This window comes from Pseudomonas sp. Irchel s3a18 (assembly GCF_900187535.1).
Classification (GTDB): domain Bacteria; phylum Pseudomonadota; class Gammaproteobacteria; order Pseudomonadales; family Pseudomonadaceae; genus Aquipseudomonas.
This window is the reverse complement of the sequence record NZ_FYDV01000016.1, coordinates 1-18,518: the sequence shown is the minus strand read 5'-3', so window position 1 is coordinate 18,518 and position 18,518 is coordinate 1. Positions and strand designations below refer to the sequence as shown.

17 protein-coding genes are annotated in these 18,518 nt (G+C 60.0%); 7 read left to right on the top strand and 10 right to left on the bottom strand.

The features are described from left to right. Position 1: 1 nt before the first annotated feature. Positions 2 to 2,185 carry a YccS family putative transporter gene (gene yccS, locus CKW29_RS19855; RefSeq protein ID WP_095147472.1) on the top strand — a complete coding sequence of 728 codons (2,184 nt, stop codon included), beginning with the start codon at positions 2 to 4 and terminating at the stop codon, positions 2,183 to 2,185. Positions 2,186 to 2,288: 103 nt separating this feature from the next. Here yccS and CKW29_RS19850 read toward each other — a convergent pair whose 3' ends face one another. Then, positions 2,289 to 3,026, bottom strand: a complete 738-nt coding sequence (locus CKW29_RS19850; protein ID WP_095147471.1) for an ABC transporter substrate-binding protein — start codon at positions 3,024 to 3,026, stop codon at positions 2,289 to 2,291. A gap of 266 nt (positions 3,027 to 3,292) precedes the next feature. Between CKW29_RS19850 and CKW29_RS19845 the strand changes: the two genes are divergently transcribed. After that, complete coding sequence (locus tag CKW29_RS19845; RefSeq protein ID WP_095147470.1) at positions 3,293 to 3,745, top strand: GNAT family N-acetyltransferase; 453 nt, start codon at positions 3,293 to 3,295, stop codon at positions 3,743 to 3,745. 206 nt (positions 3,746 to 3,951) lie between these two features. On the opposite strand, the gene CKW29_RS19840 is transcribed toward CKW29_RS19845, so the two are convergent. From CKW29_RS19840 to CKW29_RS19830, 3 genes are read right to left on the bottom strand one after another with little or no spacing between them, the layout of a single operon-like run. Then, the gene (locus CKW29_RS19840) at positions 3,952 to 4,248 is read right to left on the bottom strand and encodes a helix-turn-helix domain-containing protein (protein ID WP_095146162.1); all 297 of its coding nucleotides are present in this window, start codon (positions 4,246 to 4,248) and stop codon (positions 3,952 to 3,954) included. Between the two features lie 23 nt (positions 4,249 to 4,271). Beyond that, positions 4,272 to 4,763 carry a M48 family metallopeptidase gene (locus tag CKW29_RS19835; protein WP_095146160.1) on the bottom strand — a complete coding sequence of 164 codons (492 nt, stop codon included), beginning with the start codon at positions 4,761 to 4,763 and terminating at the stop codon, positions 4,272 to 4,274. Positions 4,764 to 4,805: 42 nt separating this feature from the next. Next, on the bottom strand, positions 4,806 to 6,929 hold the full coding sequence (locus tag CKW29_RS19830; protein ID WP_095148947.1) for a bifunctional diguanylate cyclase/phosphodiesterase: 2,124 nt from the start codon (positions 6,927 to 6,929) through the stop codon (positions 4,806 to 4,808). A gap of 308 nt (positions 6,930 to 7,237) precedes the next feature. Here CKW29_RS19830 and CKW29_RS19825 point away from each other — a divergent pair, with 308 nt between their 5' ends. From CKW29_RS19825 to CKW29_RS19815, 3 genes are all read left to right on the top strand, one after another. Further along, entirely contained in the window at positions 7,238 to 7,909 is a 672-nt protein-coding gene (locus CKW29_RS19825; RefSeq protein WP_095146156.1) for a polysaccharide lyase family 7 protein, read from the top strand. A gap of 76 nt (positions 7,910 to 7,985) precedes the next feature. Then, a complete protein-coding gene (locus tag CKW29_RS19820; protein ID WP_095146154.1) occupies positions 7,986 to 8,237 on the top strand; it encodes a helix-turn-helix transcriptional regulator in 252 nt (83 codons plus the stop codon). Beyond that, on the top strand, positions 8,234 to 9,433 hold the full coding sequence (locus CKW29_RS19815) for a type II toxin-antitoxin system HipA family toxin (RefSeq protein ID WP_095148946.1): 1,200 nt from the start codon (positions 8,234 to 8,236) through the stop codon (positions 9,431 to 9,433). Before CKW29_RS19820 ends, CKW29_RS19815 begins: the two co-directional genes overlap by 4 nt. Before the next feature lie 87 nt (positions 9,434 to 9,520). Here the strand turns inward: CKW29_RS19815 and fba are convergent, their stop codons facing one another. The 6 genes from fba to tkt all read right to left on the bottom strand — a co-directional run bounded on the left by fba (position 9,521) and on the right by tkt (position 15,872). Continuing rightward, entirely contained in the window at positions 9,521 to 10,585 is a 1,065-nt protein-coding gene (gene fba / locus CKW29_RS19810; RefSeq protein WP_095146150.1) for a class II fructose-bisphosphate aldolase, read from the bottom strand. Between the two features lie 200 nt (positions 10,586 to 10,785). After that, on the bottom strand, positions 10,786 to 11,121 hold the full coding sequence (locus tag CKW29_RS19805; protein WP_095146148.1) for an MliC family protein: 336 nt from the start codon (positions 11,119 to 11,121) through the stop codon (positions 10,786 to 10,788). Positions 11,122 to 11,180: 59 nt separating this feature from the next. Continuing rightward, positions 11,181 to 11,402, bottom strand: coding sequence for a hypothetical protein (locus CKW29_RS19800; protein WP_095146147.1), 222 nt, complete (start codon positions 11,400 to 11,402; stop codon positions 11,181 to 11,183). Between the two features lie 34 nt (positions 11,403 to 11,436). After that, entirely contained in the window at positions 11,437 to 12,600 is a 1,164-nt protein-coding gene (locus tag CKW29_RS19795) for a phosphoglycerate kinase (RefSeq protein ID WP_095146145.1), read from the bottom strand. Between the two features lie 25 nt (positions 12,601 to 12,625). Continuing rightward, a complete protein-coding gene (epd, locus tag CKW29_RS19790; RefSeq protein WP_095146143.1) occupies positions 12,626 to 13,681 on the bottom strand; it encodes an erythrose-4-phosphate dehydrogenase in 1,056 nt (351 codons plus the stop codon). A 193-nt stretch (positions 13,682 to 13,874) separates the two neighbouring features. Next, positions 13,875 to 15,872, bottom strand: a complete 1,998-nt coding sequence (tkt, locus tag CKW29_RS19785) for a transketolase (RefSeq protein WP_095148945.1) — start codon at positions 15,870 to 15,872, stop codon at positions 13,875 to 13,877. A gap of 273 nt (positions 15,873 to 16,145) precedes the next feature. Between tkt and CKW29_RS19780 the strand changes: the two genes are divergently transcribed. Together CKW29_RS19780 and metK are read left to right on the top strand one after the other, a co-directional pair. Continuing rightward, a complete protein-coding gene (locus CKW29_RS19780; protein ID WP_095081467.1) occupies positions 16,146 to 17,141 on the top strand; it encodes a metalloregulator ArsR/SmtB family transcription factor in 996 nt (331 codons plus the stop codon). Between the two features lie 19 nt (positions 17,142 to 17,160). Further along, positions 17,161 to 18,351 carry a methionine adenosyltransferase gene (gene metK / locus CKW29_RS19775; RefSeq protein ID WP_095081468.1) on the top strand — a complete coding sequence of 397 codons (1,191 nt, stop codon included), beginning with the start codon at positions 17,161 to 17,163 and terminating at the stop codon, positions 18,349 to 18,351. Positions 18,352 to 18,518: the final 167 nt, after the last annotated feature.

Below are 18,518 nucleotides of genomic sequence, written 5' to 3'. Positions count from 1 at the left end.
CATGTCATCGACTTCGTTTCGTCAGTCTCTGCGTCGCCTTTGGGCACTGGATAAGTTCAGCTACAGCGTTCGGGTGTTCATCGCCCTGACCGGCAGCATGGCGCTGTGTTGGTACCAGGACGAGATGGGCCTGCTGATCCCGCTGTTCCTGGGGATCATCGCCAGCGCCCTGGCCGAGACCGATGACAGCTGGCAGGGCCGCCTGAATGCGCTGGCAGTGACACTGGTGTGCTTCAGCGTTGCCGCGTTCTCGGTCGAGTGGCTGTTCCCCTACCCCTACATCTTCGTGTTTGCCCTGGCACTGGCGAGTTTTGGCCTGACCATGCTCGGGGCACTGGGCGAACGTTATGGTGCGATTGCCTCGGCCACCCTGATTCTGTCGGTCTATACCATGATCGGCGTGGACCAGCGCGGTGGCGCGGTCACCGATTTCTGGCATGAACCGATGCTGCTGGTCGCCGGTGCCGCCTGGTACGGCTTGCTGTCGGTGCTGTGGCAGGCACTGTTCTCCAACCAGCCGGTGCAGCAAAGCCTGGCGCGGCTGTTTCGCGAACTGGGGTTTTACCTCAAGCTCAAATCGTCGCTGTTCGAGCCGATCCGCCAGATGGACGTCGAAGCCCGTCGCCTTGAGTTGGCCCAGCAGAACGGTCGGGTGGTGGCCGCCCTGAACGCCGCCAAGGAGATCATCCTGCACCGGGTCGGCAACGGTCGGCCAGGTTCGAAGGTCAGTCGCTACCTGAAGCTGTATTTCCTTGCCCAGGACATCCACGAGCGCGCCAGTTCTTCGCACTATCCCTACAACGCCCTGACCGACGCGTTCTTTCACAGTGACGTGCTGTTCCGCTGCCAACGCCTGCTGCGCCAGCAAGGCAAAGCCTGCCGGGCGCTGGCCGAGTCGATCCAGATGCGCCAGCCGTTCGTCTACGACGCCAGCTTTGCGCAAGCCTTGAGCGACCTGGACGCTTCTCTGGAACACTTGCGTGTGCAGAGCAACCCGGCCTGGCGTGGCTTGCTGCGCTCATTGCGCGCACTGGCGGCCAACCTCGGCACCCTCGACCGCCTGCTCAGCGATGCCAGCAACCCCGATGCCCTGGCGGATGCCACCGACAGCAGCCTGCTGGATCGTTCGCCGCGCAACCTCAAGGATGTGTGGACACGCCTGCGCACGCAGCTGACCCCCACCTCGCTGCTGTTCCGCCACGCCCTGAGATTGCCTCTAGCCCTGAGCATCGGCTACGGCATGGTGCATTTGATCCACCCCTCCCAGGGCTACTGGATCATCCTCACCACACTGTTTGTCTGCCAACCGAACTATGGCGCGACGCGGCGCAAACTCGGCCAGCGGATCATCGGCACGGCCATTGGCCTGACCGTGGCCTGGGCGCTGTTCGACCTGTTCCCCAATCCGCTGGTGCAATCGTGTTTCGCCATCGCCGCCGGGGTGGTGTTCTTTATCTACCGCACCACGCGCTACACCCTGGCCACGGCGGCCATCACCCTGATGGTGCTGTTCTGCTTCAATCAGGTGGGGGATGGTTACGGGCTGTTCCTGCCACGGCTGTTCGATACCTTGCTCGGCAGCCTGATCGCGGGGCTCGCCGTCTTCCTGTTCCTGCCGGACTGGCAGGGCCGGCGGCTGAACAAGGTGCTGGCCAATACCCTGACCTGCAACAGCATCTACTTGCGGCAAATCATGCAGCAATACGCCGCCGGCAAACGCGATGACCTGGCCTACCGCCTGGCCCGCCGCAATGCCCATAACGCCGACGCCGCGCTGTCGACCACCCTGGCCAACATGCTCATGGAGCCGGGGCACTTTCGCAAAGAGGCGGACGTGGGCTTCCGCTTCCTGGTGCTGTCCCACACCCTGCTCAGCTACCTTTCGGGGCTCGGCGCGCACCGTGAAACCCGGCTCCCGGATGACGTCCGGGAGCAACTGATCAACGGTGCCGGCGCCAGCCTGGCCGCCAGCATCGACGACATCGCCCAGGGCCTGGCAAACAAATTGCCGATTGCGATCCAGAGTGACGACGAAGAAACCCTGGCCGCCGAACTCGAGCAGATGCCCGATGAGATCGATGAGGGACAGCGCCTGGTGCAGACCCAACTGGCGCTGATATGCCGGCAATTGGGGCCGCTACGCACGCTGGCCGCGCATTTGATCAAGGACACGCCCCAGGCGTGAGGGCCGCGTCGCTGGCAAGCCAACGCCTGCAGAACGGTTCACCGTGCTCACGCTGGCCGCTTGTAGCTTGTAGCTTGTAGCTTGTAGCTTGTAGCTATCGAACTTACATCCCGTGCTGCCTGAGCAATCGGTCATAGCTGCCATCGGCCTTCATCCCGGCAATTTCACGGTCGAAACCCGCGACGATCTGCGCATGATCGGGATTTTTCAGGCTGACCAAAATATGCAGGCTGTTTTCGCTCAAAGCCCGCGGCAAGAACTCCACGGCATTACGCACCTTGGGTGATTCGCGCGCCAGGTAGTAGCGAGCGACATACTCATCCTCCAGCGCCAGCTTCACGCGATCGGCGGCGAGCATGCGCACCGCCATGGGGAAGTTGTGCACCGGCACTTTTTGCAGCGCCGCATCAGCGTCGAATTGGGGTGAGTAGGCATACCCGCGAACCACGGCAATCGGATAAGTGTGCAACTGCTGAAGGGTGTTGTATTCGATGGGTGTGTCTTTGCGCTTGATGAAACGAATCCGATTGAGCAGGTATTCGCCGGAGAACTGCCCCATTTTAGTGCGCTCATCGTTGTACCAGGCATTGACCAGTACATCGTAACGACCGTCCCCCACACCCAGCATCGCCCTGGCCCACGGCACCTGCTCGAACTCACTGGCATAACCGGCCCGCGCCAGGGCGGTACTGACGATGTCGGTTGCCAGCCCACCATTGACCAATGCGATGTCGGTGAACGGCGGCCATGCGTCAGCCACCAGGCGTAATTTTTCCGCTGTGGCGCTCTGGCTCAGGAACAGCAATCCAATCAAGGCAAAGGCTCGATGCAATCGCGGCATGCCAAAAAATCCTTAGCGGGCGTACAGCCCAGCGTGTTTTTAGCCGAACTCGATAACCCGTATGCCGCCTGGCGGCCACAACCCCGGCCTTTAACAGTAGCTCATCATCGCCACTGAAAAGCGCGCCAATCCAGATTACACAAAGATGACGGGGTCGCGAGAAATGAATGATGGCATTTTGGCCTTTGTCACAGATTTTCATGCACGCAAGACATCCCGCCCCCAGACGCTTAGTATCGGAAACAGGCTTTTCACAGGACGGGAAAATGACAGTCGATTGGGTCTGCAAACACCACAGCGATCTGGGCAAAGAGCAGCTCTATGCCATCTTGCAACTGCGCACGCAGGTGTTTGTCGTTGAACAGAAATGCGCCTATCAGGAAGTGGACGGACAGGATCTGGAGAGTGACACCTGCCACTTGATGGCCTGGGACGGTGATCGGCTGGTGGCCTACCTGCGCTTGCTCGACCCGACCTCACAGGGCGGTGACGTGGTCATCGGGCGTGTGGTGATTGCCGCCGATGCACGGGGCCAGGGCCTGGGGCATGAGTTGATGGAGCAAGCGCTCAAACAAGCCGGGAAGCTTTGGCCCGACACGCCGATCTACCTGTCGGCCCAGGCCCATTTGCAGGATTACTACGGCCGCTACGGCTTTGTCGTGACGGGCGTGGAATATCTGGAAGACGACATTCCACATATCGGCATGCGTCGGCCTTAGGTCAGGCAAGGCCCTGTAGTGGGGGCAATACTGGTGCCTGATCGTTCCCACGCTCTGCGTGGGAATACATCTTGTGACGCTCTGCGTCACACCTGCGAAGGGACGCAGAGCGTCCCGGGCGACATTCCCACGCAGAGCGTGGGAACGATCCAATCACTGTGGGAGCGGGCTTGCCCACGAAGGCGTCAGCACTGGCGCCACCTCTCTCAGGGATACCCCAACACCGCCTTGATCTGCCGCAGATGCTGCTCGATCCAGCGCGGATCAATCGCCCCCCACTCACGAATCCGATAGCGCCCGGCATGGTTGCGCGCGCCCTCCTCCTGCTCGAACTCGCAAAGGATGTCCAGGTCCGCCAGCGCCGCGATCGTATCCTGGGCGGTGCGCCGGGGCATGCCCGTCACCTCGGTCAACGCCGGGACACTGCTGGCCAGCCCGCTGTCGATCAGGTACGCCACGTACAAGCGGCGGTAGAAGCTGCTCTTGGTCTTGCTCACGTCCATCCAGACACTCCTTGTTGCGATAGTTACTGCATGTCCCGCCACGTCAGGTAAACCCGCAAATCAAACTCCAGCTGGTGATAACCCGGCAGCATGTGCTCGCACAGCTTGTAGAAGGCTTTGTTGTGGTCGGACTCTTTGAAATGCGCCAGTTCGTGGACCACGATCATCTTCAGGAATTGCGGGGCGGCGTCCTTGAACAAGGAGGCGATGCGGATTTCTTTCTTGGCCTTGAGCTTGCCACCCTGCACCCGGGAGATCGCCGTGTGCAGGCCGAGCGCACGGTGAGTCAGGTCCAGGCGGTTATCGAACAGCACCTTATCGATGGCCGGGGCATTGCGCAGGTATTCCTGTTTCAGTTCCAAGGCATAGTTGTACAACGCCTTGTCACTCTGTATCGCGTGCTTGTCCGGGTAACGCTGGCTCAGGTACTCGCCCAGTCGATCCTCATCGATCAACTGACGCACCTGTGCTTGCAGTGTGGCAGGGTAAGCCTGGAGGTACTTGAGCGCGGTCATGGGGCAACAACAGAGTGACGAAAGAGCGCCAGTGTAGCGAATTCAGGCCGTCAGCGCGCTCCAGTCAAACGGCCGTACAAAGCCCGCGACGTCCTCGGCCATCAGCGGCCGGGCCACCAGGAAACCCTGCACGTACTGGCAGCCGTTGGCCTCCAGCCACTGATACTGCGCAACGGTCTCCACCCCTTCGGCGATCACCAGCATCCCGAATTGCTTGCATAACCCGATCACGCTTTGAGCCAGTGCCGCGTCCCGGGGAGAATCGAGAATGCGGGCGATCAGGTGTCGGTCAAGCTTCAGCGTGTCCAGTGCCAGGTCCCGCAAATGGGCCAGGGAACACGCCCCGGAACCAAAATCATCCAGCGCGACCCGTACCCCCAGGTGACGCAGCAGGCGCAACTGTTTGTGCGACTCATCGAGGTTTTGCATCAAGGCCTCCTCGGTGATTTCCACTTCCAGCTGCCCCGGTTGCAGCTGGTGACGCGCCAACACCTGACGTAGCTCGGTGGCGAGGCTGGGCATACCAAACTGGGTACTGCTCAGGCTGACCGCAATCACCACATCTTCGGCAAACAGGTTTTCCCAGATTTTTCGCTGCCGGGTGCTGCGATGATAAATCCAGCTGCCCAGGCGGCTGATCAACCGCGCTTCCTCCAGCAGCGGCAAAAACAACCCCGGCGGTACATCGCCGACACTCGGGTGCTGCCAGCGCAATAACGCCTCAAACCCGCGCACTTGCCCGTCGACAATCGACACCTGGGGTTGATAGACCAGGCTGAAATCCTTGTTTTCGATGGCCGTGCGCACGCTTTCTTCAAGCATCAGGCGCGTCCGCGCCCGGCCGTTCATTTCATGGTCGTAGAACCGATACTGCTGGCGCCCGGCTCGCTTGGCCTCGTACATGGCGATATCGGAAGCGCGCAATAATCCGTCGAGACTGGCCCCGCAGTCAGGGTAAGTGGCGATCCCGATGCTCACCCCCAACGCCATATCCATGCCCTCGATCTGCTGACAGATCGATACCCGCTCAATGAGTTTTTCGGCAATCTTCGCCGCTTGCTCGGGAAGCTCCAGGTCAAGCAGCGCGGTAAATTCATCCCCGCCCATCCGCGCCAGGATGTCGAATGGCCGCAGGCAGGCCTTCAACTGCTCGGAAACCCAGCGCAGCACGCGATCACCCGCGTCATGTCCCAACAAATCGTTGACCCGCTTGAAGCCGTCCAGATCCAGGTACAACAGCACCCAGGTGCTGCCGGAGCGCTCACTGCGCGGCAGCAGGTTTTCCACGGCCTGGTAGAACCCGCGTCGGTTGAGCAACCCGGTCAAGGGGTCGGTAACCGCCTGGAACTCCAGTTGCTGGTGCAGGTGACGCACCACCGACATGTCGAGCACCGTCACCACCATGGCCTTCTGCTCAGGCGGCAGTGGCGCACAGGAGAGCGCTACCGGCACCTGCTGACCGGGTGCCGTGCGCAGGATCGCATCATGCACGCGCCACGTTTCGCCCCGGCGGTAACCGCTGTAGATGTCTGAATCATTCCACACCGGGATGTGCGGTTTTTGCAGGAAGTCGACGAGCTCTGAACCTTGCAAATCAGCCACCGTCGCGTTGAGCAAGCGCGAGATGGCCGGGTTGGCAAAGCGGATCAGACCTTCTTCGCCTACCACCAGAATGCCTTCGGCGGCATTTTCCAGCACCGACGCATTGAAGGCCCGGGCCGCTTCCAGGTCCTGACTCAAGCGCTGCAGCGCCCGGCGGTTGCGCTGATGCTCAAGCAGGGCCTGTACCTTGGGTTTGAGAATTTGCGGGTCGAAGGGTTTGAACAGGTAATCCACCGCACCATTGGCATAGCCCTTGATCACGGCATCCTGGGACTGCTCGTTGGCGGTGAGAAAAATGATCGGTGTCAGGTGCGTTCGCTGGCTGCCGCGCATCAGGCGGGCGACTTCAAAACCATCCATGTCCGGCATCTGCACATCCAGCAGCACCAGATCGACTTCGTGCTCAAGCAACAGGTTCAGGGCTTCGAAACCGGAAGCCGCCGTCATCACTTGCCAATCCTGGCGCTGCAACAACGCACGCATGCTGATCAGATTTTCAGGGTAATCATCGACGATCAATAGAACCGGGCGGCCTTCAGCTGGCTTGGGTTGCGCGCATTCCATGCTGCTTCTCTTGTTATGGCGTCAAGCGGGATACCGAAAACCGGACAGGTTTCACTCTAGACCGGGATCAACCAAACCAGAAGAAACCAATACGCCATCACTCGGCAAAACTCCAGGCTCCCGACTAACGGTCGTTGTTACAGGCCACGAAAACCGATGAGGGCGGCAGTCGACAGACCGCTGACGCCAATAACCCGCCGGACGGACATTAACAAAGCTCTCCTCAGCGCTTATAAAGACCGCCCTCTAAGGTGCGGGCCAGAGCTTCTGGCACGCCCGTTCCAGCAGCATTCATGGACGCTTTGACGATGATCGATCTCGCAACCTGGAACCTCAGCATTCCCGTCGGCAGCCCGCCGACCACCATCGACACCCCTCGACTGGTGAGCGGTTACAAGGACCAATATTTCCACTCCGATACCGGCACCCTGTTCTTCTGGACACCGGTCACCGGCTCGCGCACCGAAAATGCGATCTACCCCCGCACTGAACTGCGCGAAACCTACAGCAACGGTACGCTGCACAACTGGCTCTACCCTGACGCCGACAACTCGCTACGCGCCACCCTGGCGGTCAATCAGGTGCCGAGTTCGGGCAAGATCGTCATCGGCCAGATTCACGCCTACAACAGCCAGAAGCCGATGGTGAAAGTCGAATACCAGTACAAGACCAGCACCTCGACCGGCAACATCGTGGCCAAGGTGCGCATGCGCCCGGACGACGATGTGGGTCGGGTCATCACCATCGCCACCGGGGTCAAACTCGACCGGGAATTCTCCTACCTGATCCATCTCAGCCCCGGCGGAGCCCTGGGCATCAGCGCCGCCGGCTACTCATGGGATACCCAGATCAGCGCCACCTGGAGCAACAAGCCGCTGTACTTCAAGGCCGGGGTCTATGTGCAGGACAACACCGGCTACACCAGCGAAGGCGGGAAAGTGACGTTCAGCAAGCTGGATATTGATCACGATCAAACCTGAGTGCACCCAAACATAAGCTATCGCCATGGAGTTGTGTATACGTTACATTCATCTATAAATGTCACGGTAACAGAACATGGATTATTTTCTGCTGATCGCCCGCCTTGGCAACCAGTTACGCGAAAAACGTGTGAGCCGTGGCCTGACGCAAGCACAGCTTGCTGAACTCGCGGGGCTGACACGACATAAAGTCATTGCTGTAGAGAAGGGCACCCTTTCCGTCGGCATGATCGCTTATGCGCGCATCCTGGGCGCTCTGGATTGTGAGCTCACTGTCGTGCCGGCCGCTATGCCAACCCTTGAAGAGCTTGGGGATTTGTTCGAATGAAAATGACCTCTCTCAAAGTCAGCACTCCAGAGGGGAATAGCGGCAGGATTCTCACCCGTGCCGAGGGTTTCACTTTCCGCTATCACGAAGATGCATTGCCTGGCATGGCAATCAGCTTGTCGATGCCCGTACGACCTGACGAGTTTCGTCGGCGTGAGCTGCATCCTATTTTTCAGATGAACTTGCCGGAAGGCTATGTACTGGAGCAACTGCGTAATCGCCTGGCTAAAATCGTCAATGTCGACCCGATGCTGCTCTTGGCGCTTTCCGGTAGCACTTCGCCCATCGGAAGAGTTCAGGTGCGCTCTGATGCGGTTGACGCCTTACTGGGGGAGCAACACTTTCCGGGAGAAAAACTCGAAGAGATTCTGACGTGGGACGGCACGGAAGATATCTTCGCTGGCCTTCTTGATCGCTACATCCTGCGGTCAGGCATTTCAGGTGTTCAACCCAAAGTGCTGGTGCCGGAACAACAGGAAGCCGGGTTACCACAAGTGACGTCGAAAACCTCGGACCTGATCATCAAAAGTGGCCGAGACGAATTTCCCGGTCTGGCGATCAACGAGTTCCTTTGCATGTCCATTGCGAAAGAAGCGGGCATTCCCGTTCCGCCGTTTTACCTCTCCGATAATGCCAAGCTGTTTGTCATGCGTCGCTTTGACCGCGACGCCCAGCTCAACCCGATTGGCTTTGAGGACATGGCGGTGTTGATGGGGCTTTCGGCCGACCAGAAGTACAGCAAGAGTTATGCAGCCATCGCCAAGGCGGTTCGTGTGTTCTGCCCGGCAAAACATCAGCGCTCTTCCCTCGATCAACTTTTCGATAGCGTGGCCCTGAGTTGCATTGTCGGGAATGGCGACGCTCATTTGAAGAACTTCGGCTTGCTCTATTCCGAGCCGACGCAACGCGACGCGCGCCTGGCGCCGGCTTACGACATCGTCAATACCACGGCCTATATTCCGGAGGATGTTTTGGCGCTGGACCTGGCGGGTAACAAGTCAATGTTTTCCTCGCGGCAAGGATTACTGGAATTTGCGCGCACTTGTGAGGTCGAGCAGCCCAAGGAGCGCATCCAGCGATTGCTTGCTGCGCTTGAAGTGGTGCTTGAGCGTTATCCCCAGCATCGAGAACAGGCGCCTCATGTGGTCAGTGCCATTGAGCAAGCGGCGGCACCATTTACCCTGACTTTTGGGTAGTTTTTATCTCGCAGGCTACATTTAATTTATCCCAACAAAAAAACGCCTCTCGGCGTTTTTTTGTTAGTACGACTTAACGCTAAAGGCTTAGTTGACCTTGGCGTTCAGCTCACCTTTCAGGTAACGCTGGTACATCGCTTCCAGGGAGATCGGCTTGATCTTCGAAGCGTTGCCGGCAGTACCGAAGGCTTCGTAACGCGCGATGCACACGTCACGCATGGCGGTCACGGTGGCGCCGAAGAATTTACGCGGGTCGAACTCGCTCGGGTTGCTGGCCATCAGGCGACGCATTGCGCCGGTGGATGCCAGGCGCAGGTCGGTGTCGATGTTGACCTTGCGCACGCCGTGCTTGATGCCTTCGACGATTTCTTCAACCGGCACGCCGTAGGTTTCCTTGATGTCGCCGCCGTACTGGTTGATGATCGCCAGCCACTCTTGCGGAACCGAGGAAGAACCGTGCATCACCAAGTGGGTGTTGGGGATGCGCTTGTGGATTTCCTTGATGCGGTCGATAGCCAGCACGTCGCCGGTCGGTGGCTTGGTGAACTTGTAGGCGCCGTGGCTGGTGCCGATGGCGATGGCCAAGGCATCGACCTGGGTGCGCTTGACGAAGTCAGCCGCTTCTTCCGGGTCGGTCAGCATTTGGCTGTGATCCAGAACGCCTTCGGCGCCGATGCCGTCCTCTTCACCGGCCATGCCGGTTTCCAGCGAACCCAGGCAGCCCAGCTCGCCTTCTACCGATACGCCGCAGGCGTGAGCCAGGGCAACGGTTTGCTGGGTCACACGGACGTTGTAGTCGTAGTCGGTCGGCGTCTTGCCGTCTTCACCCAGGGAGCCGTCCATCATCACCGAGCTGAAGCCCAGCTGGATGGAGCGTTGGCAGACGTCAGGGCTGGTGCCGTGGTCCTGGTGCATGCACACCGGGATGTGCGGGAATTCTTCGATCGCCGCCAGGATCAGGTGGCGCAGGAATGGCGCACCCGCGTACTTGCGGGCGCCAGCCGAAGCCTGGACGATCACCGGAGAGTCAGTCTTGTCAGCGGCTTCCATGATGGCGCGCATCTGCTCAAGGTTGTTGACGTTGAAGGCTGGAACGCCGTAGCCGAATTCGGCTGCGTGGTCCAGCATCTGGCGCATGCTGATAAGTGCCATTGTGTGTGTCTCTCCCGGTTGAGGGTCGTTAATCGTGCAAGCCTGCCGTAGCGGCGGCTGCTATTCAAGTTATTGCAGATCGGGGGTAAAGGCCGGCCTGCGAATTCGGTACTGCTTCAATCTCAAGTGCTGCACAGGACTCTGTGGGAGAGGGCTTGCCCGCTGCCGCATCTGAATCGCTGTGAGTCTATTCAATCCTGTTACTGCGCCTTACAACCGCGACCGATCAGATCATTGGTGGCGACCCAGTACACCAGGCCTTCCTCACCTTTGACGTGAAACGCCAACTGGTCGTCGCTGTACAGCGAACCAGAGCCTGCTGGGTCGAGCTTCAAGCGGTGAACCTGATCATCGCCAAGCCGTACATCAACGGCGCTGCGCGTGGTGTCGGTGTAGCGCCAGTGCACGGGTGCCTGACTGTCACAGACCCAGTGGGTCCAACTGTCCGATTGCGCAGAAGCAGACGACGCAAACGGGTTCAAATTGGCGCAACCGGCAAGTACTGCCAGGCACGCCACGGCGATCAAGCCTTTCATCCATCTTCCTCGGCTGGCGGCATACGCCGATAGCACTGGGCGTTGTTGAATCAGACCTGTCAAGGACAACCCTGTTCCCTGGCGGGTGTGTGCGTCTCGTATTTATCCAGGCCATCAGGCCCGGAACGCTTGTTGAGCACGGGGTTGGTTTCCGCCTGCCAGTCGGCCTGGTAGCAGCCTTTTTCCGGCGCACCGGCACCCGGCTCCGGCGCGGCCGTGGGACTACTCCCACAGCCGGCCAGTACACCCGCCGCGATCAACATCGCTAACGTCTTGACCATGTCCACACTCCTTTGCCTGGCCAACGGGTGGCCCTTAGGCCTTTGCCCGGCTTTCCAGGACTTCAACGGCGGGCAACACCTTGCCTTCGACGAACTCGAGGAACGCGCCGCCACCGGTAGAAATGTAGGAGATCTGCTCGGCAACGCCATATTTATCGATGGCCGCCAGGGTGTCGCCACCGCCGGCAATGGAGAACGCCGAACTGTCGGCGATGGCCTGGGCCAGGACCTTGGTGCCGTTGCCGAACTGGTCGAATTCGAACACGCCGACCGGACCGTTCCAGAGGATGGTGTTCGACGACTTCAGCAGCTCAGCGAACTGCGCGGCGGTTTGTGGACCGATGTCCAGGATCATGTCGTCTTCTGCCACGTCAGCGATCAGCTTGACGGTAGCGGTGGCGCTTTCAGCGAATTCCTTGGCAACCACTACGTCGACCGGCAGCGGTACGCTGACTTTGGCGGCGATGGCGCGGGCGGTGTCCAGCAGGTCCGGCTCGTACAGGGATTTGCCCACCGGGTGACCGGCAGCGGCCAGGAAGGTGTTGGCGATACCGCCGCCCACGATCAGCTGGTCGCAGATCTGGCTCAGGCTGTTGAGCACGTCGAGTTTGGTCGAGACCTTGGAGCCGGCAACGATGGCGGCCATCGGCTGGGCAGGGGCACCCAGGGCCTTGCCCAGTGCATCCAGTTCGGCTGCCAGCAACGGACCCGCCGCGGCGACTTTGGCGAACTTGGCCACGCCGTGGGTCGAACCCTCGGCACGGTGAGCGGTACCGAAGGCGTCCATCACGAACACGTCGCACAGGGCGGCGTATTGCTGGGCCAGTTCGTCGGCGTTCTTTTTCTCGCCCTTGTTGAAGCGCACGTTTTCGAACAGCACGATGTCGCCCGCTTTCACGTCGACGCCACCCAGGTAGTCAGCCACCAGCGGCACTTCGCGGCCCAAGGCCTTGCTCAGGTAAGCGGCGACTGGCGCCAGGCTGTTCTCGGCCGAGAACTCGCCTTCGGTCGGACGGCCCAGGTGCGAGCAGACCATCACGGCCGCGCCTTTTTCCAGGGCCAGCTTGATGGTCGGCAGCGAGGCCAGGATACGCGCATCGCTGGTGACTACACCGTCCTTGACTGGGACGTTGAGGTCTTCGCGGATCAATACGCGCTTACCTTGCAGATCGAGGTCGGTCATCTTCAACACGGTCATGGGTCGCACTTCCTGTTAGCTCTTTTTAGAGAGCAGGTTGTTTAATCGCTGTTTGCAGATAGTGTTCTGCAACATCCAGCATTCGGTTGGCAAACCCCCATTCGTTGTCGAACCAGGCCAGCACGTTCACCAGCCTTGGGCCGGAAACACGGGTCTGACTGGCATCGACGATCGCCGAATGCGGGTCATGGTTAAAATCACAACTGGCGTGAGGCAGCTCGGTGTAAGCCAGCAGGCCCTTGAGCGGGCCGCGGGTGGCCGCCTCGCGCAAGATCCGGTTGACCTCGGTAGCGTCAGTATCGGTCATGGTCTGCAGGGTGATGTCCAGGCAAGACACATTGACCGTCGGCACGCGTACGGCTTTGGCCTGAATTCGTCCGGCAAGTTCCGGCAACAGGCGCTCGATGCCTCTCGCCAGACCAGTGGACACCGGGATCACCGACTGGAACGCCGAACGGGTGCGGCGCAGGTCTTCGTGGTGATAGGCATCGATCACCGGCTGGTCGTTCATCGCCGAGTGGATGGTGGTGATCGACACGTAGTCCAGGCCAAAGGCCTGATCCAGCAAGCGCAACAACGGCACGCCGCAGTTGGTGGTGCAGGAGGCGTTGGACACCAGCAGCTCATCGCCGGTCAGGCAATCCTGGTTGACGCCATAGACGATAGTGGCGTCGACATCCGCCTCGCTGGCCATCGGCTGGGAAAACAGCACTCGCGGCGCACCCGCATCGAGAAACCGCTGGCCATCGGCACGGGTGTTGTAGGCACCGGAACATTCGAGCACCAGATCGACGTCAAGGGACGCCCAATCGATGCCTTCGGGAGTGGCACTGCGCAGGACCTTCACGCAGTCGCCATTAATATGCAGACAATCGCCATCGACCTTGACCTCGCCGGGAAACCGGCCGTGGGTGGAGTCGAAGCGTGTCAGGTACTCGATGCTGGCCATGTCGGCCAGATCGTTGATCGCGACAATTTCAAACCCAGCCGCCGAGCCTCGCTCAAACAACGCACGCAAGACGCAACGACCAATCCGGCCGTAGCCGTTGAGTGCAACTTTGTAGGGACGCGGTTGAGGCATGGGGTTCTCGATAATACGCAGCCAGACGAAATTCTTTTGTGCAACGCCCCCCCCCCTGTAGGAGCGAGCGTGCTCGCGATGAACGTTAACGATAACGCGTGCTATCTGGATAATCGCGTTGCCCTCACGTTTTTCGCGAGCACGCTCGCTCCTACAAGGGGATTGCGGTGGTCATGAAACCACCGCGTCGTGCTTAGTCTTCCAGCAGCTCTTCAGCCTGACCCAGGATGTTTTCCAGGGTGAAGCCGAACTCTTCGAACAAGGCTGGCGCAGGCGCCGACTCGCCGTAGGTGGTCATGCCGATGACGCGGCCTTCCAGGCCCACGTACTTGTACCAGTAGTCCGCGTGGGCGGCCTCGATGGCGATACGGGCGCTGACCTGCAACGGCAGGACCGATTGCTTGTAGCCCGCGTCCTGAGCATCGAACACGCTGGTGCAAGGCATGGAAACCACGCGCACCTTGCGGCCCTGTTCGGTCAGTTTGTCGAAGGCTTGAACAGCCAGGCCGACTTCCGAACCGGTAGCGATCAGGATCAGTTCAGGCTCGCCTGCGCAATCCTTGAGCACGTAACCACCACGGTTGATCAGTTCGATCTGCACCGCATCACGGGTTTGGTGCTGCAGGTTCTGACGCGAGAAGATCAGGGCCGAAGGACCGTCTTTACGCTCCAGCGCGCACTTCCAGGCCACTGCCGATTCAACCGCATCGGCTGGACGCCAGGTGTCGAGGTTCGGCGTGCAGCGCAAGCTGGCCAACTGCTCGATTGGCTGGTGCGTCGGGCCGTCTTCGCCCAGACCGATGGAGTCGTGGGTGTAGACGTGGATCACACGCTGCTTCATCAGGGCGGACATGCGCACTGCGTTGCGGGCGTATTCCATGAACATCAGGAAGGTCGCGCCGTAAGGCACCAGGCCGCCGTGCAGGGCAACGCCGTTCATGATGGCGGTCATGCCGAACTCGCGCACGCCGTAGTACATGTAGTTGCCGCTGGCATCTTCAGCCGTGACGCCTTTGCAACCTTTCCACAGGGTCAGGTTGGAACCGGCCAGGTCAGCCGAACCGCCGAGGAACTCAGGCAGCAGCGGGCCGAACGCGTTCAGGGCGTTCTGGCTGGCTTTACGGCTGGCGATGGTTTCGCCTTTGGCAGCGACTTCAGCGATATAGGCCGAAGCTTTTTCGGAGAAGTCGGCCGGCAGATCACCGCTCAGACGACGAACCAGTTCATTGGCCAGTTGAGGGAATTCGGCGGAGTAAGCAGCAAAACGCTGGTCCCACTCGGCTTCGGCGGCAGCACCCGCTTCCTTGGCGTCCCATTCGGCGTAGATGTCGGCCGGAACTTCGAACGGACCGTGATTCCACTTCAGTGCAGCGCGGGTCAGGGCGATTTCCGCGTCACCCAGTGGGGCGCCGTGGCAGTCTTCCTTGCCTTGCTTGTTCGGCGAACCGAAGCCGATGGTGGTCTTGCAGCAGATCAGCGTCGGTTGCTCGCTTTTGCGTGCAGTTTCGATGGCGATCTTGATCTCTTCCGGGTCGTGACCGTCAACGTTGCGGATCACTAGCCAGTTGTAGGATTCGAAGCGCTTCGGGGTGTCATCGGTGAACCAGCCTTCGACTTCGCCGTCGATGGAGATGCCGTTGTCATCGTAGAAGGCAATCAGTTTGCCCAGGCCCAAAGTGCCGGCCAGGGAGCTGACTTCGTGGGAAATGCCTTCCATCATGCAGCCATCACCCAGGAACACGTAGGTGTGGTGATCAACAATGTTGTGGCCAGGACGGTTGAACTGTGCCGCCAGCACTTTCTCGGCCAGGGCAAAGCCCACCGCGTTCGCCAGGCCCTGGCCCAGTGGGCCAGTGGTGGTTTCAACGCCCGGGGTGTAGCCGAGTTCCGGGTGGCCCGGGGTGCGGCTGTGCAATTGGCGGAAGCTTTTCAGGTCATCGATCGACAGGTCGTAGCCAGTCAGGTGCAGCAGCGAGTAGATCAACATCGAGCCGTGACCGTTGGACAGCACGAAGCGGTCACGGTCGGCGAAGGATGGATTGCTCGGGTTGTGCTTGAGGTAGTCACGCCAAAGTACTTCGGCGATATCCGCCATACCCATAGGGGCACCGGGATGGCCGCTGTTGGCTTTTTGCACGGCATCCATGCTGAGTGCACGAATGGCGTTGGCACGCTCACGACGGCTGGGCATCGCTGATCTCCTGCGGATTCTGAATCGAGAGTGAATAAAACGGAACGGAAAAAAGGCGAGCATTTTCCCTCAGCGGACAGCCTCGGGGCAATGACAGATAGTCGATATGGCAGGTTTTTCCTGTGGATATCTGCGTATTGGTCAGGTGAAACCTTTCCGCGTTTCGTTTGTAGAGTAAGGTCCGGCCTGGGAAGTGCCATCTATCGAGCAATATCAAAACTTTTTGATATTGACCTTGCGGTGCTTTCGACGCGTGACTAGACTGCCAGCCTTATGAATTTACGCGTGCCTTCCATTCGCCACGACGATTGCGACGAGCTGGCGGCCCTGTGCAAGGCCGGCGGCGATCCGTTGCGGCTGAATGTATTGCGCGCCCTGGCCAACGACTCGTTTGGCGTACTGGAACTGGCGCAGATCTTTGCAACCGGCCAATCGGGCATGAGCCACCACCTCAAGGTGCTGGCCCAGGCCGACCTGGTGGCAACCCGCCGTGAAGGCAACGCGATTTTCTACCGTCGCGCCCTGCCCCACACCGAGTTGCTCGGAGGCAAGCTGCACGCTGCCTTGCTTGAAGAAGTGGACAACCTGACCTTGCCCGGCGATGTGCAATCGCGGATCAGTCAGGTCCACGGGCAGCGGGCTGCCGCCAGCCAGGACTTTTTCTCACGGGTTGCGGAAAAATTTCGTGCCCAGCAAGACTTGATCGCTGGCCTGCCACAGTACCGCGAGAGCGTACTGGCATTGCTCGACAAACTGAGTTTCAACGAAGCGGCCACCGCCATCGAAGTCGGCCCTGGCGACGGCAGTTTTCTGCCGGAGCTTGCACGACGCTTCACCCAGGTCACGGCCCTCGACAACAGCCCGGCCATGCTCGAACTGGCGCGTCAGGTCTGCGAGCGTGAAACGCTGACCAATGTCAGCCTTCAATTGGCCGATGCATTAAATGGCGTGAGCCTGGCGGCCGATTGCGTTGTACTGAACATGGTCTTGCACCATTTCGCCGCACCCGCCGATGCGCTCAAGCAGATGGCCGGCTTGCTGCAACCAGGCGGTAGCCTGTTAGTGACAGAGTTATGCAGTCACAACCAAAGTTGGGCCAGGGAGGCCTGCGGTGATCTTTGGTTGGGGTTTGAACAGGACGATCTGGCCCGTTGGGCCACCGCTGCGGGACTCGTTCCCGGGGAAAGCCTCTATGTAGGCTTACGTAATGGTTTCCAGATTCAGGTCCGCCATTTTCAGCGACCGGCTGGCGACACTCACCATCGGTAAATATCAGGAAAACATCGAGATGAGCGAATACTCCCTTTTCACCTCCGAGTCCGTGTCTGAAGGGCATCCGGACAAAATCGCCGACCAGATTTCTGATGCGGTGCTGGACGCCATCATTGCTGAAGACAAGTTCGCCCGTGTGGCGTGCGAGACTCTGGTGAAAACGGGCGTGGCGATCATCGCCGGCGAAGTCACCACCTCGGCCTGGGTTGACCTGGAGCAGATCGTTCGTGACGTCATCACCGACATCGGCTACAACAGCTCCGACGTCGGTTTCGACGGCGCGACCTGCGGCGTGATGAACATCATCGGCAAGCAGTCCCCCGACATCAACCAGGGCGTCGACCGTGCCAAGCCTGAAGATCAGGGTGCCGGCGACCAGGGCCTGATGTTCGGCTACGCCAGCAACGAAACCGACGTGCTGATGCCGGCCCCGATCACCTTCTCGCACCAACTGGTGCAGCGCCAGGCCGAAGCCCGTAAATCCGGCCTGCTGCCCTGGTTGCGTCCGGACGCCAAGTCCCAGGTCACCTGCCGCTATGAAAACGGCAAGGTGGTGGGTATCGACGCCGTCGTTCTGTCGACCCAGCACAACCCGGAAGTGTCGTACAAGGACCTGCGCGAAGGCGTGATGGAGCTGATCGTCAAGCACGTACTGCCTGCCGAACTGCTGCACAAGGACACCCAGTTCCACATCAACCCGACCGGCCAGTTCATCATTGGTGGCCCGGTGGGCGACTGCGGCCTGACCGGCCGCAAGATCATCGTTGACACCTACGGCGGCATGGCCCGTCACGGTGGCGGCGCGTTCTCCGGCAAGGATCCATCGAAGGTTGACCGTTCGGCCGCCTACGCGGGTCGCTATGTGGCCAAGAACATCGTGGCAGCTGGCCTGGCCGAGCGTTGCGAGATTCAGGTTTCCTACGCCATCGGCGTCGCTCAGCCGACTTCGATCTCGTTGAACACCTTCGGCACCGGCAAGATCAGCGATGACAAGATCATCAAACTGGTCCGCGAAGTGTTCGACCTGCGTCCATACGCGATCACCACCATGCTCGAGCTGCTGCACCCGATGTACCAGGAAACCGCTGCTTACGGCCACTTCGGTCGTACTCCGGAAACCAAGACCGTGGGCGAAGACACCTTCACCACCTTCACCTGGGAAAAAACCGACCGCGCCGACGCCCTGCGTTCCGCCGCCGGCCTGTAAGCCTCCAGGCTACAGCAAAAGCCCCGCACGGCTCGCCCTGCGGGGCTAATGAGATGGTCAGCCTGACCGAGAAGCCCTGCAGGTTTACGCTTGCAGGGCTTTTCTCGTTTTCGGACGGAGGATCTCTCATGAATACGATGACGCTTCTCGGTATCGACATCGGCAAA

What these genes read in the sequence shown, in the direction of transcription:
- yccS (WP_095147472.1), top strand. Translation starts at nt 2, where the DNA reads ATGTCATCGACTTCGTTTCGTCAGTCTCTGCGTCGCCTTTGGGCACTG.
- CKW29_RS19850 (WP_095147471.1), bottom strand. Translation starts at nt 3,026, where the DNA reads ATGCCGCGATTGCATCGAGCCTTTGCCTTGATTGGATTGCTGTTCCTG.
- CKW29_RS19845 (WP_095147470.1), top strand. Translation starts at nt 3,293, where the DNA reads ATGACAGTCGATTGGGTCTGCAAACACCACAGCGATCTGGGCAAAGAG.
- CKW29_RS19840 (WP_095146162.1), bottom strand. Translation starts at nt 4,248, where the DNA reads ATGGACGTGAGCAAGACCAAGAGCAGCTTCTACCGCCGCTTGTACGTG.
- CKW29_RS19835 (WP_095146160.1), bottom strand. Translation starts at nt 4,763, where the DNA reads ATGACCGCGCTCAAGTACCTCCAGGCTTACCCTGCCACACTGCAAGCA.
- CKW29_RS19830 (WP_095148947.1), bottom strand. Translation starts at nt 6,929, where the DNA reads ATGGAATGCGCGCAACCCAAGCCAGCTGAAGGCCGCCCGGTTCTATTG.
- CKW29_RS19825 (WP_095146156.1), top strand. Translation starts at nt 7,238, where the DNA reads ATGATCGATCTCGCAACCTGGAACCTCAGCATTCCCGTCGGCAGCCCG.
- CKW29_RS19820 (WP_095146154.1), top strand. Translation starts at nt 7,986, where the DNA reads ATGGATTATTTTCTGCTGATCGCCCGCCTTGGCAACCAGTTACGCGAA.
- CKW29_RS19815 (WP_095148946.1), top strand. Translation starts at nt 8,234, where the DNA reads ATGAAAATGACCTCTCTCAAAGTCAGCACTCCAGAGGGGAATAGCGGC.
- fba (WP_095146150.1), bottom strand. Translation starts at nt 10,585, where the DNA reads ATGGCACTTATCAGCATGCGCCAGATGCTGGACCACGCAGCCGAATTC.
- CKW29_RS19805 (WP_095146148.1), bottom strand. Translation starts at nt 11,121, where the DNA reads ATGAAAGGCTTGATCGCCGTGGCGTGCCTGGCAGTACTTGCCGGTTGC.
- CKW29_RS19800 (WP_095146147.1), bottom strand. Translation starts at nt 11,402, where the DNA reads ATGGTCAAGACGTTAGCGATGTTGATCGCGGCGGGTGTACTGGCCGGC.
- CKW29_RS19795 (WP_095146145.1), bottom strand. Translation starts at nt 12,600, where the DNA reads ATGACCGTGTTGAAGATGACCGACCTCGATCTGCAAGGTAAGCGCGTA.
- epd (WP_095146143.1), bottom strand. Translation starts at nt 13,681, where the DNA reads ATGCCTCAACCGCGTCCCTACAAAGTTGCACTCAACGGCTACGGCCGG.
- tkt (WP_095148945.1), bottom strand. Translation starts at nt 15,872, where the DNA reads ATGCCCAGCCGTCGTGAGCGTGCCAACGCCATTCGTGCACTCAGCATG.
- CKW29_RS19780 (WP_095081467.1), top strand. Translation starts at nt 16,146, where the DNA reads ATGAATTTACGCGTGCCTTCCATTCGCCACGACGATTGCGACGAGCTG.
- metK (WP_095081468.1), top strand. Translation starts at nt 17,161, where the DNA reads ATGAGCGAATACTCCCTTTTCACCTCCGAGTCCGTGTCTGAAGGGCAT.